This window comes from Pseudomonas sp. PDM16 (assembly GCF_014851865.1).
GTDB lineage: Bacteria > Pseudomonadota > Gammaproteobacteria > Pseudomonadales > Pseudomonadaceae > Aquipseudomonas.
Genome location: NZ_JACVAM010000002.1, coordinates 830,028 through 846,349, shown reverse-complemented (window position 1 = coordinate 846,349; position 16,322 = coordinate 830,028). Strand labels below are relative to the sequence as shown.

The 16,322-nt window shown below is 65.5% G+C and carries 15 protein-coding genes; 10 read left to right on the top strand and 5 right to left on the bottom strand.

Going from position 1 to position 16,322, the window contains the following annotated elements:
* Window positions 1-49: 49 nt before the first annotated feature.
* Entirely contained in the window at window positions 50-1,729 is a 1,680-nt protein-coding gene (locus IB234_RS10440) for a methyl-accepting chemotaxis protein (RefSeq protein WP_192317200.1), read from the top strand.
* A gap of 20 nt (window positions 1,730-1,749) precedes the next feature.
* Here the strand turns inward: IB234_RS10440 and IB234_RS10435 are convergent, their stop codons facing one another.
* A complete protein-coding gene (locus IB234_RS10435; RefSeq protein WP_192317198.1) occupies window positions 1,750-2,676 on the bottom strand; it encodes a chemotaxis protein CheV in 927 nt (308 codons plus the stop codon).
* Between the two features lie 166 nt (window positions 2,677-2,842).
* On the opposite strand from IB234_RS10435, the gene IB234_RS10430 reads away from it, so the two are divergent.
* The 9 genes from IB234_RS10430 to IB234_RS10390 all read left to right on the top strand — a co-directional run bounded on the left by IB234_RS10430 (window position 2,843) and on the right by IB234_RS10390 (window position 11,803).
* Window positions 2,843-4,000: a methyl-accepting chemotaxis protein gene (locus IB234_RS10430; protein WP_192317196.1), complete on the top strand. Its 1,158-nt coding sequence runs from the start codon at window positions 2,843-2,845 to the stop codon at window positions 3,998-4,000.
* 26 nt (window positions 4,001-4,026) lie between these two features.
* Window positions 4,027-4,392: a response regulator gene (locus IB234_RS10425; protein WP_192317194.1), complete on the top strand. Its 366-nt coding sequence runs from the start codon at window positions 4,027-4,029 to the stop codon at window positions 4,390-4,392.
* A 1-nt stretch (window position 4,393) separates the two neighbouring features.
* The gene (locus IB234_RS10420) at window positions 4,394-4,708 is read left to right on the top strand and encodes a lipid asymmetry maintenance protein MlaB (RefSeq protein ID WP_192317192.1); all 315 of its coding nucleotides are present in this window, start codon (window positions 4,394-4,396) and stop codon (window positions 4,706-4,708) included.
* Window positions 4,698-6,899 carry a chemotaxis protein CheA gene (locus IB234_RS10415; protein ID WP_192317190.1) on the top strand — a complete coding sequence of 734 codons (2,202 nt, stop codon included), beginning with the start codon at window positions 4,698-4,700 and terminating at the stop codon, window positions 6,897-6,899. Before IB234_RS10420 ends, IB234_RS10415 begins: the two co-directional genes overlap by 11 nt.
* Before the next feature lie 10 nt (window positions 6,900-6,909).
* Window positions 6,910-8,550 (top strand): methyl-accepting chemotaxis protein, encoded by a 1,641-nt coding sequence (locus IB234_RS10410; RefSeq protein WP_192317188.1) that lies wholly within the window; start codon window positions 6,910-6,912, stop codon window positions 8,548-8,550.
* 10 nt (window positions 8,551-8,560) lie between these two features.
* Window positions 8,561-9,079: a chemotaxis protein CheW gene (locus tag IB234_RS10405; protein ID WP_192317186.1), complete on the top strand. Its 519-nt coding sequence runs from the start codon at window positions 8,561-8,563 to the stop codon at window positions 9,077-9,079.
* Window positions 9,079-9,888 (top strand): CheR family methyltransferase, encoded by an 810-nt coding sequence (locus IB234_RS10400; protein ID WP_192317184.1) that lies wholly within the window; start codon window positions 9,079-9,081, stop codon window positions 9,886-9,888. Before IB234_RS10405 ends, IB234_RS10400 begins: the two co-directional genes overlap by 1 nt.
* A gap of 7 nt (window positions 9,889-9,895) precedes the next feature.
* Window positions 9,896-10,969, top strand: coding sequence for a protein-glutamate methylesterase/protein-glutamine glutaminase (locus tag IB234_RS10395; protein WP_192317182.1), 1,074 nt, complete (start codon window positions 9,896-9,898; stop codon window positions 10,967-10,969).
* Window positions 10,970-11,158: 189 nt separating this feature from the next.
* On the top strand, window positions 11,159-11,803 hold the full coding sequence (locus IB234_RS10390; RefSeq protein ID WP_192317180.1) for a response regulator: 645 nt from the start codon (window positions 11,159-11,161) through the stop codon (window positions 11,801-11,803).
* Here IB234_RS10390 and yegS read toward each other — a convergent pair.
* From yegS to IB234_RS10370, 4 genes are all read right to left on the bottom strand, one after another.
* On the bottom strand, window positions 11,800-12,702 hold the full coding sequence (gene yegS, locus IB234_RS10385) for a lipid kinase YegS (RefSeq protein WP_192317178.1): 903 nt from the start codon (window positions 12,700-12,702) through the stop codon (window positions 11,800-11,802). The two genes, IB234_RS10390 and yegS, sit on opposite strands and share 4 nt — an antisense overlap.
* Window positions 12,703-12,774: 72 nt before the next feature.
* Entirely contained in the window at window positions 12,775-13,107 is a 333-nt protein-coding gene (locus IB234_RS10380; RefSeq protein WP_192317176.1) for a hypothetical protein, read from the bottom strand.
* A gap of 63 nt (window positions 13,108-13,170) precedes the next feature.
* Window positions 13,171-14,730 (bottom strand): FGGY-family carbohydrate kinase, encoded by a 1,560-nt coding sequence (locus tag IB234_RS10375; protein WP_192317174.1) that lies wholly within the window; start codon window positions 14,728-14,730, stop codon window positions 13,171-13,173.
* Between the two features lie 17 nt (window positions 14,731-14,747).
* Window positions 14,748-16,322 (bottom strand): glycerol-3-phosphate dehydrogenase/oxidase, encoded by a 1,575-nt coding sequence (locus IB234_RS10370; protein WP_192317172.1) that lies wholly within the window; start codon window positions 16,320-16,322, stop codon window positions 14,748-14,750.

Sequence of the window (16,322 nt, the reverse complement as noted above, 5' to 3'; positions counted from 1 at the left end):
CGTAGATTGCCGGTACATAAAACCAATAAAAAAGCTTTTGGTGTAGCCCATGACCAGTTCGACGCTCTCCGCTCCGCTGGAGCAACCTGTTCGCCGCTCCTCCAGTTCCACCGTCCTTTCCCTGCTCGCCTGCCAGCTGATTCTCCTCACTGCCGTGCTGGCACTGGGCGACAACGGCCTACGCATCGTTGCCCTGCTCCTGGCCGGCCCATTGCTGTTGCTGGCCTGGAAGCTCGGCACGGCACGCCCGGCGGAGCGCATGCTGACGCGACTGGAAGCGTTGGGTGGCACCCAGATCGACCTCTGCGACCGTGCGCAAGGTGAGCCCGATAGCCTGGACCACCTCACAGCGCGCCTGCGTCAATGCATTGCAAACCTGCAGCACAACAGCCTGCAGATCGCTCAGGCATCGGCCACCAGCCGCCTGCAGTCCGAACAGGCCGCACGCGAGGCGACGCAACAGCACAGCCTGTCGGAGCTAATCTTCCATGCCAGCGAGCAGACCACCGCGGCCCTGCAGGATATTTCAACACGCACCGGCGGCATCACCGAGATGAACGGCCGTAACCTGGACATGGCCCATCAGTCGCAGCGGCAACTCGATGAGGCCTGCCGGCAGATGCGTGACGTCAATAACACCATGGAAGGCTTTCGCCACAACATCGAGGCGCTCGCGGCGAGCACCACCAAGGTTCGCGAAATCCTGGTCACGGTGCAGGACTTCTCGACCCAGACCAACATGCTGGCGCTCAACGCCGCCATCGAAGCAGCTCGCGCTGGAGAAGCCGGGCGCGGCTTCGCGGTGGTGGCCGACGAGGTACGCAATCTTTCGCAGAAGGTCGGCAGTGCCGCCCAGCAGATCGGCATGCTGCTGGAGGAAATGACCGGCGCTATGAACGGCGCCGATGAGCAGACCCATTGCATGATCGAGCAAACCGCCTCCTGTGGCACAGTGGTCAGCAGCGCCAGCGAACAGTTCGAACTCATGGTGCACGACTTCAATCAGGCCAACGACGACCTGTTGATGGTCAGCAGCGCGCTGGAGGAGCTGCACGCCACCAACCAGGAGACGCACCAGCACAGTAGCCGCATCCGCGAGCTCAGCTTCGCCATTGGCCAGTGCATGAAGCAGAACTTTGCTCAGGCCGACGCCTTGCGTGACACCACCAATCTGCTGGTGCAGCAGCTGTGCAATTTCCGCCTGGGCAGCGGCCGCCTGGAGGCCATCACCGAGATGCTGTTCCAGCGTCGCGACCTGATCGAAGCCCGGCTCGACGAGCTGCATCGCTCCGGGGTCGACCTGTTCGACCAGAACTACCGACCGATCCCCAACACCAATCCGCAGAAGCACGACGTCGCCTGGGTCGAGCCCTATCGCCAGCGCATCCAGCCGCTACTCGACGAGTGGGATCAGGGGGGCAAGGACGGCGTGCTGTATCTGGTGCCGATGACCGAAGGCGGCTACCTGCCAGCGGCCCGCAGCGCAGCCTCGCAGCCACCGACCGGCAATCCGCAGATTGACGCGGCCAAAAGCATGCACCAGCGTTTCATAACGGTGAGCGAGAGCGAGATGAGCAACGTGCGCCAGTGCCAGCACCTGAGCATGGGCACCTTCGTGATCCCAGGCACCAGCACTATCGTGTTCGTGCTCTACACCTCACTCAGGATCAACGGACGTCGCTGGGGCACCGTCAGTGCCGGCATCCTGCCAGCCGCGCTAGGTGTTTAAGAAGCAGAGACCCTATTGCCTCAGGCATCGAGCTCCAGACGCTGGCGGATGACGTCGACCAGCTTGTCTGGCTGGAACTTGGAGAGGAAATTGTCGCAGCCGACCTTCTTCACCATTGCCTCGTTGAAGCTGCCGGACAGAGACGTGTGCAGCACCACGTACAGGTCCTTCAGGCGTGGGTCGTTGCGGATCTCGGTGGTCAGGCGGTAGCCATCCATCTCCGGCATCTCGGCATCGGTAAAGATCATCAGCAGCTTGTCGGTCATCACCTCGCCGGTATCAGCCCACTTTTTCAGTTGCTGCAGGCCCTTGAGGCCATCGCTGGCGCTGTGGGTACGGATGCCCAGCTGCGACAGGGTCTCGCGTAGCTGGTTAAGCGCCACGCTGGAGTCATCCACCAGCAGTACTTCACGGCCCTTGGCCTTGGCCAACAGCGGATCGGCCAGCTTCTCGTCGGATACCTTGGTGCTCATCGGCGCGATTTCCGCCAGCACCTTCTCCACATCGATGATCTCGACGATCTGATCGTCCACCTTGGTGATGGCGGTGAGGTAGTGCTGGCGCCCTGCTCCACCTGGCGGAGGCAGGATGGATTCCCAGTTGAGGTTGAGGATGCGATCCACGCCCCCCACCAGGAACGCCTGCACAGAGCGGTTGTACTCGGTGACGATGATGGTGCTGTTCTCGTTGGGAGTCAGCGGGCGCATGCCGATGGCCTGGGACAGGTCGATCACCGGCAGGGTCTGGCCACGCAGGTTGACCACACCGCAGACGTAAGGGTGACGGTGCGGCATCAGGGTCAGCTTGGGCAGCTGCAGCACCTCCTGCACCTTGAACACGTTGATGGCGAACAGCTGCCGCCCAGCCAGCCGGAACATGAGAATTTCCAGTCGGTTCTCGCCCACCAGCTGGGTGCGTTGATCAACCGTATCGAGAATGCCGGCCATCGCCTACTCCTGTTGTGTTTCATCAGTCTAGCCGAGCCTTGCGGTGGGCCTCTGCCAGATATCGGCCGCCCGCAGCGAGACTGAAGGCGGCCGAGTGCCATCATGCCAGCGACCGCACGGTCATGCCAGACACGGGTATCGGAGCCACCCTTACGCCGCCTAGGGGATGCCCCGATTTCGTCGATGCGCCTGCGCTTCTATCGTTGGCAGCATCCAGTCGACCACCCGAGGCCTCCGCCCCGTGCTTGCCTATTGCCTGCTCTGGTTCGGCCTGGCACTCGCCAGCGCCGGTACCCTGCTCACCCTGCCGTGGCTGGCCGGCGCTGGCCTCCTGCTCGGCGCCGGGGCTGCTCTACCGCTTAGGCCTAGGCCCAGTCCAGCCAGCCTCGCAGATACCGAAGCGACGCCCACACAGGTCGAACCGCCCGCCTATCCGCCGCTGCTGCAGGCCGTTTTGCCGGCCTGGGCCGACAATCTCGGCCAGGTCCGCCACGTGCTGCAAGACAACATCAGCCATCTGTTCGAGCGCTTCGCCAGTCTGAGCCAGCGCCTGGAACACACCCTCGGCCATTCCGAGAGCGTGATCGGCGGAGGCGGTATTACCGAGGGACTGCGCCACGCCAACCAGCGTCTGGACGAAGTCTCCGAGGCCTTTCATAGCGCCGGCGAACGCAAGCGCCAGCTGCTCGCCACCATCGGCAACCTCAACCAGTACGCCAGCGAGCTGCAGGCCATGTCCAAGCACGTGCAGGACATCGCCAGCCAGACCAACCTGCTGGCCCTCAACGCGGCCATCGAGGCAGCACGGGCCGGCGAATATGGCCGCGGCTTCTCAGTGGTGGCCGACGAAGTACGCAAGCTGTCCAGCCTGTCCGCCGAAACCGGCCAGCGCATGGTCGAGAAAGTCGGCGAGATCAACGGAGCGATCCGCGGCACCGTCACCGCTGCCGAGGAAATGTCCGGCAGCGAGGAAGGCAACCTGCGCTATCTCGACGAGGTCACCGGCGAGCTGATGCAGGGCCTGACCGGCAGCCTCAACGAACTCACCGAAACCACCCGCCAGCTGCAGCAGGACGTGCGCGTGACCCAGGCCGACATTCAGGAAATCGTCGTCAGCCTGCAGTTCCAGGACCGCGCCGACCAGATGCTCGACCACCTCCAGGCCGACCTCGGTCGGCTGCAGCGTACCGCCCAGGAAGACCAGCCGGACCTGCACCCCGAGCGCTGGCTGGCCGACCTGCGCCGCCAGTTCACCACCGCCGAGGAGCGCCACGGACGCCGCGGCGCGACGGTGGCCCGGCAAGACGACATCACCTTTTTCTGAGCATCGCCCTTTTCCGAGAGACCACCATGAGCAAGACCATCCTGATCGTCGACGACTCCCTGTCCATGCGCCAACTGGTGAAGATGACCCTCACCGGCGCTGGCCATCAGGTCATCGAAGCGGTCGACGGGCGCGACGCCCTGAGCAAACTCAACGGCCAGAAGATCAACCTGATCATCAGCGACGTGAACATGCCCAACCTCGACGGTATCGGCCTGGTCAAGGAGATCAAGGCGCGCAACGAATACCGCTTCACCCCCATCGTCATGCTCACCACCGAGAGCGAACAGGGCAAGAAGGCCGAAGGCCAGGCCGCCGGCGCCAAGGCCTGGATCGTCAAGCCGTTCCAGCCCCAGCAATTGCTCTCGGCCGTCGAGAAGCTGGCCAGCTGAAATGTTTGACCTGAGCCAGCCCGCCCCTGCCCGCCTGCGCCTTGGCGGCAGCCTGACCATCTACGAAGTGGCCGAGGTACGCGATGCACTGCTCGCTGCCTTCGCAGGCGGGCGCGATGAAACCTGGCAACTGGAGCTGACAGCGCTAGAGGAACTCGACAGCGCCGGCGCGCAGCTGCTCCTGGCGGCACATCGGCATCTGCGCGCGGCAGGTGGCGACCTGCGCCTGGCAGAGCCTGCCGAGCCGGTGCGTGAACTGCTAGTCCTGCTGCACCTGAACGACCTCCTGCCTACGGGAGAAGACCATGTTCGATGAGGATCAGTGGAGCCAACTGCTGCGCGGCTTCATCGAGGAAGGCCGCGACCTGGCCAAGCAAGCCGAGGAATACCTGCTGGTGCTGGACCAGGCACCGGACGACCAGCAGGCCATCAACGGCCTGTTCCGCGCCATGCACACGCTCAAGGGCTCTGCCGGGCTATTCACCCTCACCCCGCTGGTGAACTTCACCCACCACCTGGAAAATCTGCTGATGGCGGTACGCGACGGCCAACGTCAGCTAAGTCCACCACTGGTATCGCTGATGTTGCGCTGCCTCGACGAAATCAGCTCGATGCTCGAGCTGATCGACCCCGACAGCGGCGAGCTGCCAGTGGACGAAGCCCACCAGGGCCAGTTACTCGATGCCCTCGCCGAACAGACCGGGGCCCCACGGCTGATCGCCACCCAGGACATCGATGACGATTGTGTAAGCCGTGGCAGCCTGGAGCGCTGCACTACCTGCGATGCGGCGGGAGCCTGGCACATCTCCCTGCGCTTTCACCCGGATCTGCTGCGCAACGGCTTCGACCCCGCTTCCTTCGTCCGCTACCTGGGCCGACTGGGCGAGATTCTGCACCTGGAAACCCTCGCCGAGCAGATGCCCGATCTGGCCGAGATGGACCCGGAAAGCTGTTACCTGGGCCTGGAGATTGCCCTATGTAGCTCGGCCAGCAAGGCCGAGATCGAGGACGTCTTCGAGTTCATTCACGACTTCTGCACCCTGCGCATCCTGCCGCCGGACAGCGAGCTGGACGACTACATCCAGCTGATCCAGGACCTGCCGGAAACCGACGAGCGTATCGGCCGCATCCTGATCGCCAGCGGTCTGCTCACCGAACATGAACTGGCCGAAGGTCTGAGCCTGCAGGGCGATGCGCAGGACGGGCTCAAGTCGCCGCTCGGCTCGGTACTGGTCGAGGCCGGCATGGTACCGCCCAAAGCAGTCAACGCCGCACTGGCCAAGCAGCAGTCAGCCCGCGAAAAGGCGCCCCGCGAGAGCAGCCACATCCGCGTCGCCGCCAACAAGCTGGACGAGTTGATCAACCTGGTTGGCGAGCTGGTGATCAGCGCCGCTGGCGCCCAACTCCAGGCCCAGCTGCAAGGCAGTACCGACTGCATCGAGAGCAGCCAGACGGTCAACCAGCACGTCGAAGCCATCCGCGAGGCGGCGCTGAAGCTGCGCATGATCGAGATCGGCGACACCTTCAACCGCTTCCACCGGGTGGTACGCGACGTCAGCCAGCAGCTCGGCAAGCAGATTCGCCTGGACATCCACGGCGCCGACACCGATCTGGACCGCTCGGTAATCGACAAGCTGGCCGACCCCCTCACCCACCTGGTGCGCAACGCCATCGACCATGGCATCGAATCCGCCGAGCAGCGCCTGGCCGCCGGCAAAGCGGCCGAGGGCCGCCTGAGCCTCAATGCCTACCACGACTCGGGCATGATCGTGATCGAGGTGGAGGACGACGGCCGTGGCCTGAATACGGAACGCATCCGCGAGAAGGCCATCGAGCGTGGCCTGCTCGATCCGCAGACCAGCCTCAGCGAGGCGGACACCCACATGCTGATCTTCGCCGCCGGCTTCTCCACTGCCGATGCGGTGTCCGACCTGTCCGGCCGCGGGGTCGGTATGGACGTGGTGCGCAGCGCCATCGACGCCTTGCGCGGCAGCATCGAGATCGAGTCCCGCCCAGGCCTGGGCTGCACTTTCCGCATCCGCCTGCCGCTGACCCTGGCAATCATCGACGGTTTCCTGGTCGGCATCGGCGACGAGCACTTCGTCATTCCACTGGAACTGGTCACCGAATGTCTGGAGCTGGACGTCACCCTCGACGGCCGCTACGGCTACCTCAACCTGCGCGGCAAGCCGCTGCCGTGCATCGACCTGGCCGCTCATTTCGAGCTGCCGTCACACATCCACGGCCGGCGCAACATCCTGGTGGTCAGCCTCGGCCGGCAACAGGCCGGGCTGATCGTCGACCGCCTGCACGGTGAGTTGCAGACCGTAATCAAGCCGCTCGGCCTGCTGTTCCAGCACCTGCAGGGCATCAGCGGCTCGACCATCCTCGGTTCCGGGCAGATCGCCCTGATCCTCGATATCGCCAGCCTGCTGCGCCAACTGCAACAGCACATCGAAAGCGAATTCCGTTCCCCCCAACCGCGACCCGACCTGATGGGGTCGTAGGAGATCCACCATGCAATTCATCCGCAACATGAAGATCGGCGTACGGCTGATCGCCGGATTTACCCTGGTGGTGCTCCTCACCGCCCTGGTCGGCGCCCTGGGCATCATCAACCTGGCCAAGGTCAACGAACTGTCGGACCAGATGTACAGCCGCGAGATGCAGGCGCTGGACAGCATGATGAGCGCCAACATGGACCTCATCTACATGGGCCGCCACCTGCGCAGCAACCTGCTGGCCACCTCGCTGCCGGAACGCGAGAGCACGGCCGCGCAAGTGCACGAGGCGATCAAGGCACTGCACATGAACCTGGACAAGGCACGCGCCAGCTTCGACAGCGAGCAGTCACTGGCCAAACTGGCAGCGCTCGACGCCCAGCTCGGTGAATATGAGAAAACCGCGCTGCAGATGCTCGAAGCCAACAAAAACACCGATCTGGCCCAGAACAGCGCCTTCACCGCACTGATGCCGCAGCTTCGCGCCCAAGGCAATGCAGCCGACGCCACCATTGCCGAGCTGGTAGGCCAGAAGAAGACCCGCGCCAAGGAAGCCAACGACAGCATCACCGACATCTACACCGGCTCGCGCACCCAGATGATCGTGCTGATTCTGATCGCCGCCGGGCTGGGCTTCACCATCGGCATATTGGTTACCCGCTCCATCACCCGTCCGCTGAACCGAGCCGTCGGCGTGGCCGACAGCCTGGCCGAAGGTGATCTGAGTGTGACGGTCGAATCCGACAGCCACGATGAAACAGGCCGCCTGCTGGCCTCGATGAAGCACATGACCGAGCGTCTGCGCAGCGTCATGGCCGATGTACGCAGCGCCGCCGACTCGCTGTCCTCAGCCTCCGAGGAAGTCAGCGCAACCTCGCAGTCGCTGAGCCAGGCCGCCACAGAACAGGCCGCCAGCGTCGAGGAGACCAGCGCCTCGGTCGAGCAGATGTCCGCCTCCATCGCCCAGAACACTGACAGCGCCCGGGTTACCGACGGCATCGCCGGCAAGGCCGCCAACGACGCCGTGCAAGGCGGTAGCGCCGTGCGCGAGATGGTCCAGGCGATGAAGCAGATCGCCGACAAGATCGGCATCATCGACGACATCGCCTACCAGACCAACCTGCTGGCGCTCAACGCCGCCATCGAGGCCGCCCGCGCGGGCGACCACGGCAAGGGCTTCGCGGTGGTCGCCGCCGAGGTACGCAAGCTGGCCGAGCGCAGCCAGGTCGCTGCCCAGGAGATTGGCGGCGTGGCCGGCAGCAGCGTGCACCTGGCCGAACAGGCCGGCGCCCTGCTCGACGAGATCGTACCGAACATCCAGAAGACCTCGGACCTGGTCCAGGAAATCACCGCCGCCTCCCAGGAGCAGAGCAGCGGCGCGGCGCAGATCAACATTGCCATGGGCCAGATGAACCAGATCACCCAGCAGAACGCTTCCGCCTCCGAGGAGCTGGCCGCCACCGCCGAGGAGATGAACGCCCAGGCCGGCCAGCTGCTGGAGCTGATCGGCTACTTCCGCCTGGACAACCAGCCCGCCAGCTTCGTACAACGCCGCGCCGAGCCACCACGGCCAAGCAACCTGCGTGAACTGCGCCGAGCCGAGCGTCGCCCGCAGCAGGCACTGCCAGACGAAGGCCAGTTCGTCAGTTTCAACTGATGGGGGTTGCATGAACGCCATCACCGCTACCCGCAGCAACGAGGTACTGGACGACAGCGTCCAGCACCTGTCCTTTCGCGTGCGCCAGGCGCGCTACGCGCTGCCGATCGAACTGGTGCGGGAAATCATCGAATACGGCCAGGTCACAGCCGTACCGATGATGCCCTCCTTCATCCACGGCGTGATCAACCTGCGCGGCAATGTGGTGCCGGTGCTCGACCTGGCGGCACGCTTCGGCCTCGACCTGACCGAGCCGGGCAAACGCACCTGCATCGTCATCATCGAGCTGGAGCTGGACGGCAATGGCCAGGCACAGCGCATCGGCCTGGTCGTCGATGCGGTGGACGCCGTGCTCGATATCGACCCGCGCGACGTAGAGCAGGCACCGCCGTTCGGCACCGGTATCCGTACCGACTTCATCGCCGGCATGGCCCGCGACGAGCAGGGCTTCACCATCATCGTCGACGTGCGCCGGGTGCTGTCGCTGGACGACATCCGCCAGCTGAGCCTGGCGCAACAGGCGGGCTAATGGTCCATCGGCACCTGCCCAAGCTGTCCGACGGCGAGTTCCGCTACCTGCAGCAGATGATGGTGGAGGTGTCCGGCATCCACATGGCCGACAGCAAGCGCATGCTGGTGGCCGGGCGCCTGATGTCGCGCCTGCGCGAGCTGGACCAGGGTGATTTCTACGAGTACGTCAACTTCCTGCGCCAGCCGGCCAACCAGAGCGAGCGCCGGCTGGTGATCGACCTGCTGACCACCAACGAGACCTACTTCTTCCGCGAGCCCAAACACTTCGACTTCCTCGGCGAATGGGTCGCCAGCCAGCGCGGCCCGATCCACCTGTGGAGCGCCGCCAGCTCTTCCGGCGAGGAGGCCTACAGCATGGCCATGACCCTGGCCGAACACGCCCGCACCCCGCACTGGTCGATCTTCGCCAGCGACCTCAGCCTGCGTGTGCTGGAACGCGCGCGCCAGGCCATCTACCCACTGGAACAGTCCGCCCAGTTCCCTGCCGGCTGGCTGCAACGTCACTGCCTGCGCGGAGTCGGCGACCATGAGGGCAGCTTCCGCATCGGTCAGGCGCTGCGCCACCGAGTGGCCTTTGCCGAGCTCAACCTGATGCGCGACCTGCCGCCGGAGGTCGGCCCCTTCAACGTGATTTTCCTGCGCAACGTGCTGATCTATTTCAGCAACCCGGACAAGCGCGCCATCGTCGAGCGCCTGGTCGGGCGGCTGCGTCCCGGCGGCCTGCTGTTCATCGGCCATGCCGAGAGCCTGCACGGCTTCCCACTGCCGCTACGCAACGTTCGCCCCTCTGTGTTCGAGCGAGTCTGAGGTTGCCATGATCAAGGTTTTCATCGTCGACGACTCGGCCCTGGTCCGTCAGGTGCTCACCGCCTGCATCGACGGCCACCCCGGCATGCGCGTGAGTGGCCAGGCCGCCGACCCGCTGTTCGCCCTGGAAAAGATGAACAGGGATTGGCCCGACGTTCTGGTACTGGATGTGGAAATGCCACGCATGGACGGCATCACCTTCCTGCGCAAGATCATGGCCGAGCGCCCGACCCCCGCGATCATCTGCTCCACCCTCACCGAGGCCGGTGCCAACATCACCCTAGAGGCGCTGGCCGCTGGCGCGGTCGGTGTGTTCACCAAGGCCCGCCTGGGCCTGAAGGACAGCCTGCAACAGATCTCCGGCGACCTGATCAAGCAGATCGAAACCGCCGCCCGTAGCCAACCGCACGCCATGCCACGTGCCTCGGCAGCACCGACCAGCGCCACCACTCCAGCCCCAGCGGCAGGAACAGCCAAGGCAGAACGCGGCGGCAGCGTCGGCTTCGCCACCACCGACCGGGTGGTCGCCCTTGGTACATCCACCGGAGGTACCCAGGCTCTTGAAGTACTGCTGCGCCAGTTACCGGTGGACTGCCCGGGCATCGTCATCGTCCAGCACATGCCGGAGAAATTCACCGCGGCCTTCGCCCAGCGTCTCGACGGCCTCTGTCGCATCGAGGTGCGCGAGGCCAAGCACATGGACCGGGTACGTATCGGCCTGGCCCTGATAGCGCCAGGCGGCCGCCATATGCAACTCAAACGCAGCGGCGCGCAGTACTTCGTCGAGGTGCTGGACGGGCCACCAGTAAATCGGCACAAACCCTCGGTGGACGTGCTATTCCGCTCCGTCGCCCGCCACGCCGGGCCCAACGCCCTGGGTGTGATCATGACCGGCATGGGCGACGACGGCGCCCGCGGCCTGCTGGCCATGCGCGAAGCCGGCGCCCGCACCGTGGCCCAGGACGAGGCCAGTTGCGTGGTCTTCGGCATGCCCAAGGAGGCTCTCCGCCTGGGCGCAGCGCAGAGCAGCGAAGCGCTGCAGAACCTGCCGGCGCTGATCGTCCAGTATGGAAGGACATGACCGTAGGTCCTTTCGGCAGAACCTTGACCACTCGGACGAATCCTTAGCTAGAGTGAAACCACCTAGCCCCGACGTCGACCTGTGGTCGACGCCCTGTCGGACACGGGGCAGAACGGGAGGGAACCGGACGATGCTTTCCCTTGTTGCGCCTTGCGCAGCCTGCTGCAGAGCAGGCCTTGGGACGCGGCCATGAGCTGCCGCGTCCTCCTCGCGGATGACCACGCACTGATCCGAATCGGTGTGCGAGCGATGGTGGATGAATTGCCCGGCTTCGAGATCGTCGGCGAGGCCGAGGACGGCCAGCAGGTGGTCGAACAGGCCCGCGAACTGAAGCCGGACATCATCCTGCTCGACATTTCCATGAAGGACGTCAGCGGCCTGGAAGCTATCAAGCCGTTGGCCGAGGTCGCTCCGGCCAGCAAGGTACTGATGCTCTCCATGCACAGCGAAGCCGGTGTGGTGCTCGACGCCCTGCGACGCGGCGCCCATGGCTACCTGCTGAAGGATGCAGCCATGGCCGAGTTGCACCTGGCGCTCTGCGCCATCGGCCGCGGCGAACGCTACCTGAGCTCGGCCATTGCCCAACCGGTAATCGAACAGGCGCTGTCCAACGAACAGTTAACGACCGATCACAGCCTGACACAGCGCCAAGTGGAGATCCTGCGCCTGGTCACACGTGGCACCTCGACCCGCGCCATCGCCGAAGGCCTCAGCCTCAGCGTGAAGACGGTGGAGGCGCATCGCGCACAGATCATGAAGCGCCTGGACATCCACGACGTGCCGGGGCTGGTGCTGTATGCCCTGCGCGAGGGCATCATCCACGCCGACGACTAACTGTCCTGCAGCAGCGGAGAGATATCCGGCAAGTGCAGGCGCAGTGCGCCGGAGCGCGCGGAGAAGCGCAGACGCTGGCCTTCCATGGGCTCGCCATCCAGGTTGATATCCAGCCCTTCTGGTGCCTCCACCTCCAGCCAGGGCAGGCGCGCGCTGACCGACACCGACTCCACCCCGAGCACACCGCCGGACAGCAGAGTGCCCAGGGTACCGACCATGTCCTGTGGCGCCGGCACGATGCAGATGTCTAGCAGGCCATCATCGATACGCGCCTGCGGGCAGAGGGCGTGACCACCCCCTGCCTGGCGGCCGTTGCCGATACCCAAGGCGAGGAAGTCGCCCTCCCAGGCGAAGTCCGGTCCCTTGAAGCGACCGAATGCGGCATGGACTTCGGAGAAGCGGGTCAGACCGGTGAGGAAATACGCGGCACCGCCCAGCAGCTTCTTCAACTCTTCGGATGTGTTGGCGGTGACCTTGGAACCAAAACCACCGGTGGCCATGTTGAGGAACAACTGGCCGTCCACTTCCCCCAGGTCGATCGGGCGCGGCTCGAACTCCAAGAGAGACAGGGCCTCCACCGGTGCCAGCGGGATGCCGGCGGCGCGGGCGAAATCGTTGGCAGTGCCCAATGGCAGCAATGCCAGGGAAGCATCGCTACCGGCCAGTGCCATGACCTCGGCGACCTCGCGCAGGGTGCCATCGCCGCCGCCGGCGATCAGCGTCGGGTAGCCGGCGGCCAGCGCCTCATCCACCAGTCGGGCGGCATCGCCGCCTTCCCAGGTCAGGCGCACAGCCAGCTGCCAGCCGTTTTCGCGTAGCGCCATCACGGCGGCCCGTACTTCCTCATTCTGCGCCTGCTTGCCATGCAGGATCAGCAGTGCTTTGCGCTCTGTAGCCATAGTCCCTCCCTTGCTCGAATACAGCAGACCACCACCGATGAATGAAGTGCCTTCGACAAAAACCAACGGTTTTCAGTATGCGTAGTACGCCGCAACCCCGCTCAGCCAGGGCAAGAGGGACAGCATGAATAGCCCAGCACAGAGCAGCAGGCCACGCCAGCCACGGGTGTGCAGCAGATAGGCCGGCAGAACCACCGGCCAGAGGAAGAACAGAAAGGCGCCGAACTCGTAGGGGCGGTGATAGCCGTGCCGCTTGGCGTCCGCCAGACACCAGTAGGCCAGCATCAGGGCAAAGGCCCAGCTCATCAGGCTCTCCGCCTCACGCGAGGGGTAGTCGCCCGCATACCCCATCACCGCGTAATGCAGGATCGAAATCCCGATTACCAATCCCCATACGATCTTCATGCACATCCCTGTCGTCAGCCATGCCGCGGCAGTTTCCATCGCCGCACGGCGAGTAGGCAATGACTAAGCGGGATACCCGGTGATCTCGCGAATGCTGCCGTACAGCGGCTTGAGCTGTTTGTACATGCGCAGGTAGACCTCGCGGTACAGCCGCTCGTAGACCGCCACCGCCTGCGGGTTGGGCTGGAACACCTTGCCGACGCGGGTCATGGCGGCGATGGCCGTGGGGAAGTCCGGGTGCAGGCCGAGGCCGACGGCGCAGTCGATGGCCGCGCCCAGGCCGGAGGTTTCGTACAGGTGCGGGCGCTCGGCCGGCAGGTTGAAGATGTCGGCAGTCAGCTGCATGGCCGCGTCGCTCTGCGAGCCGCCACCGGAAATGCGCAGGCGCTCGATGCGCGTGCCGGAGCGTTTCTCGATGCGCTCGCGGCCCTGGCGCAGGGCGTAGGCCAGGCCTTCGAGGATCGCCCGGTACAAGTGCGCACGGGTATGCACATCGCCGAAGCCGATGATCGAGCCCTTGGCTTCCAGCCCCGGCTCGCGGATGCCCGGCGACCAGAACGGCTGCAGGGTCAGGCCCATGGAGCCCGGCGGCACGCTGTTGACCAACTCGTCGAACAGGGTCTCGGCCTCCACGCCCAGCTCCAGGCCGCGCTGGCGCTCGGCATGGCCGAACTGTTCCTTGAACCAGCTGACCATCCAGAAGCCACGGAAGATCATGACCTCGGTGTTGAAGTGATCGGGAATCGCCGCCGGATACGGCGGAATCAGCGGAATGGTCTCCAGGTACTTGGCGCGGGTGGTGTTGATGGTCGCCGTGGTGCCATAGGACAGGCACGCCGTGCTCGGATCCACACCACCGGCGCCGATCACCTCGCAGGCCTTGTCCGAGGCCGCCGCGATCAACGGCAGTCCTTCAGGAATACCGGTGTGGGCGCTGGCCTCGGCGGTGATTCTGCCGATGCGCTCGCCCGGCTTAACCAACTCCGGCAGCATGTCCGGACGCACCGGGATGGCCTGCCACTTCCAGTCGCTGGGCTTGGCCCAACACAGGCGCTTGTAGTCGAACGGCAGGTAGGCAACGCAGCTGCCCACAGAATCGACGAAGCGGCCACTCAGGCGGTGGGTGAGAAAGCCCGAGAGCAACAGGAACTTGTGGGTGCGAGCCCAGATGTCCGGCTGCTGCTGGGCGACCCAACTGGCCTCGGCCTGGGCGCGGAAGTAATCCACCGTCGCCTCTTCGCGAATCAGCTTGAACAGCCAGCCCCAGGGCCCGGTGATACTGCCTTCCACCTCGGCGCGACGCTGGTCCAGCCAGAGAATGGCCGGGCGCAGCGGCTTGCCGGCCTCGTCCACGTTGATCAGGGTGCCACGCTGGGTGGTGACCGAAACACCGGCGATCTGGCCTCTGTCGATCTCGACGCTGGCCCACAGCCGGCGGCAGGCCTCGCCCAGGCTGGCCCAGTAGTACTCCGGGTCCTGCTCGGCCCAGCCGGGGTGCTCGGAATAGTAGGGTTCGAGCTCCACCTTGCCCTTGCCGACCAGGTTGCCGGCCAGGTCGAAGAGCAGCGCGCGTACGCTTTGGGTGCCGTTGTCGATGGCCAGCAGGTAGCGTTGTTCGGTCACGTCGGTTTCCAGGCAGTTCAAGGCAGGCTGTAGCAGCGATGCCACAGCGCCAGATAGCGTTGTTGTTCTTGTTCCCAGCGTGCATCGCTCCAGCCCAGGCGCGGCTGGCACAGCGCGCGGATGCGCGGCAGCTCGTCCGCGGCACCGCCCGCCAGCAGCAGGCCGATGCGGGTGCGGCGCAGCAGCAGGTCGTCCAGGTGCAGCACCAGCTCCTCATCGCAGGCCAGGGCCAACTCGGCCCACAGCGTGTTGCTGGCGCCGATACAGTCGCTGCCGAGTTCGTCGATCAGCCGTGCCAGGCGCGGCAGTGCCGCACCATGGCGACCGGCCAGGCGGCGCTGCTGGGCCATGCCCAGGCCGGGCAGCGTGTGCGAATCGGCGCTACGAAACACCTGCTGACCGGCGTCCATCACCTCGCGGTCGACCATGGGCGCACAGGCGCGCAGCACTTCCAGGGCCAGCAGGCGGAAGGTAGTCAGCTTGCCGCCAGCCAGGGTCACGCAGCCGGGCTCACTCCACAGCGCATGCTCGCGCTTCTCGTCCGAGGGCTTGCGCCCGGCGCTCTCCCCTTCGCTGACCACCGGGCGCACGCCTGCCCAGGTGGACAGCACATCGGCGCGCCCGATGCCGGCATGCGAGAACACACTGGCGCAGGCCGCCAACAGGTAATCCACTTCTTCGGCGCTAATGCGTGCGTCCTGGCCCAGCGACTCGCCGTGGTCCAAGTCGGTGGTACCGACCACCGTGGCGCCTTCCCAGGGAAAGACGAACACAGGGCGCTTGTCCTCGGCATACATGAAGCTGATGGCCTGAGCCACCGGCAGGCGCCAGGCCGGCAGCAGCAGATGGCTGCCGCGCAACGGGCGGATGCGCTCCAGGCCAACCTTCTGCCGCAGCTCATCGGCCCAAGCACCAGTGGCCTGGGCCACGGCGCGGGCGCGGAAGGCAACGCGCTGGCCGCTCTCCACGTCCTCGGCCACCAATCCGACCACTCGGCCATTGTCGCGGCTCAGCTCGACCACGCGCACGCCATTGAGCGCCTCGCCGCCATCGGCACGCGCCTCGCCCAGCACACGCATGACCAGCCGCGCATCGTCGGTGACCGCATCGGTAAAGCAGGTGGCACCGAGCAGCGTCTGCTCCTGCAGGCCCGGCGCCAGGTAGCGCAGCTCGGCCAGCGGGTGATAGCGGTGCAGGCGCTGGCCGGCCAGGGCGTCGTACACGCTGAGCAGGCCGCCGAACACCTTGGGACCGGGGAAGCGGCCACGGTAATGCGGGAACAGGAACGGCAGCGGGTCGACCAGGCCCGGCGCCTCGCCGAGCAGGCGCTGGCGCTCACGCACCGAGTCGCGGGTCAGGCCCAGCTGGCCCTTGGCGATATAACGCAGGCCGCCGTGAACCATCTTCGACGAACGACTGGAGGTGCCCCAGGCGAAGTCGCGCTGCTCCAGCAGCAGACAGCTCCAGCCACGCCGGGCCGCTTCGCGCAGGATGCCGGCGCCGGTGATGCCGCCGCCGACCACGATCAGGTCCCAGTCGCGCGCCGCCAGTTCCGGCAGCGCGGCTTCACGCCAGGTGGCGTTCCAGCTCAT

Excerpts from the sequence above, each read along its gene's own strand:
- IB234_RS10420 (WP_192317192.1), top strand. The coding sequence starts at position 4,394 with ATGTTTGACCTGAGCCAGCCCGCCCCTGCCCGCCTGCGCCTTGGCGGC.
- IB234_RS10370 (WP_192317172.1), bottom strand. The coding sequence starts at position 16,322 with ATGAGCTGGAACGCCACCTGGCGTGAAGCCGCGCTGCCGGAACTGGCG.
- IB234_RS10430 (WP_192317196.1), top strand. The coding sequence starts at position 2,843 with ATGCCCCGATTTCGTCGATGCGCCTGCGCTTCTATCGTTGGCAGCATC.
- IB234_RS10395 (WP_192317182.1), top strand. The coding sequence starts at position 9,896 with ATGATCAAGGTTTTCATCGTCGACGACTCGGCCCTGGTCCGTCAGGTG.
- IB234_RS10405 (WP_192317186.1), top strand. The coding sequence starts at position 8,561 with ATGAACGCCATCACCGCTACCCGCAGCAACGAGGTACTGGACGACAGC.
- IB234_RS10380 (WP_192317176.1), bottom strand. The coding sequence starts at position 13,107 with ATGAAGATCGTATGGGGATTGGTAATCGGGATTTCGATCCTGCATTAC.
- IB234_RS10400 (WP_192317184.1), top strand. The coding sequence starts at position 9,079 with ATGGTCCATCGGCACCTGCCCAAGCTGTCCGACGGCGAGTTCCGCTAC.
- yegS (WP_192317178.1), bottom strand. The coding sequence starts at position 12,702 with ATGGCTACAGAGCGCAAAGCACTGCTGATCCTGCATGGCAAGCAGGCG.
- IB234_RS10410 (WP_192317188.1), top strand. The coding sequence starts at position 6,910 with ATGCAATTCATCCGCAACATGAAGATCGGCGTACGGCTGATCGCCGGA.
- IB234_RS10415 (WP_192317190.1), top strand. The coding sequence starts at position 4,698 with ATGTTCGATGAGGATCAGTGGAGCCAACTGCTGCGCGGCTTCATCGAG.
- IB234_RS10425 (WP_192317194.1), top strand. The coding sequence starts at position 4,027 with ATGAGCAAGACCATCCTGATCGTCGACGACTCCCTGTCCATGCGCCAA.
- IB234_RS10440 (WP_192317200.1), top strand. The coding sequence starts at position 50 with ATGACCAGTTCGACGCTCTCCGCTCCGCTGGAGCAACCTGTTCGCCGC.
- IB234_RS10435 (WP_192317198.1), bottom strand. The coding sequence starts at position 2,676 with ATGGCCGGCATTCTCGATACGGTTGATCAACGCACCCAGCTGGTGGGC.
- IB234_RS10390 (WP_192317180.1), top strand. The coding sequence starts at position 11,159 with ATGAGCTGCCGCGTCCTCCTCGCGGATGACCACGCACTGATCCGAATC.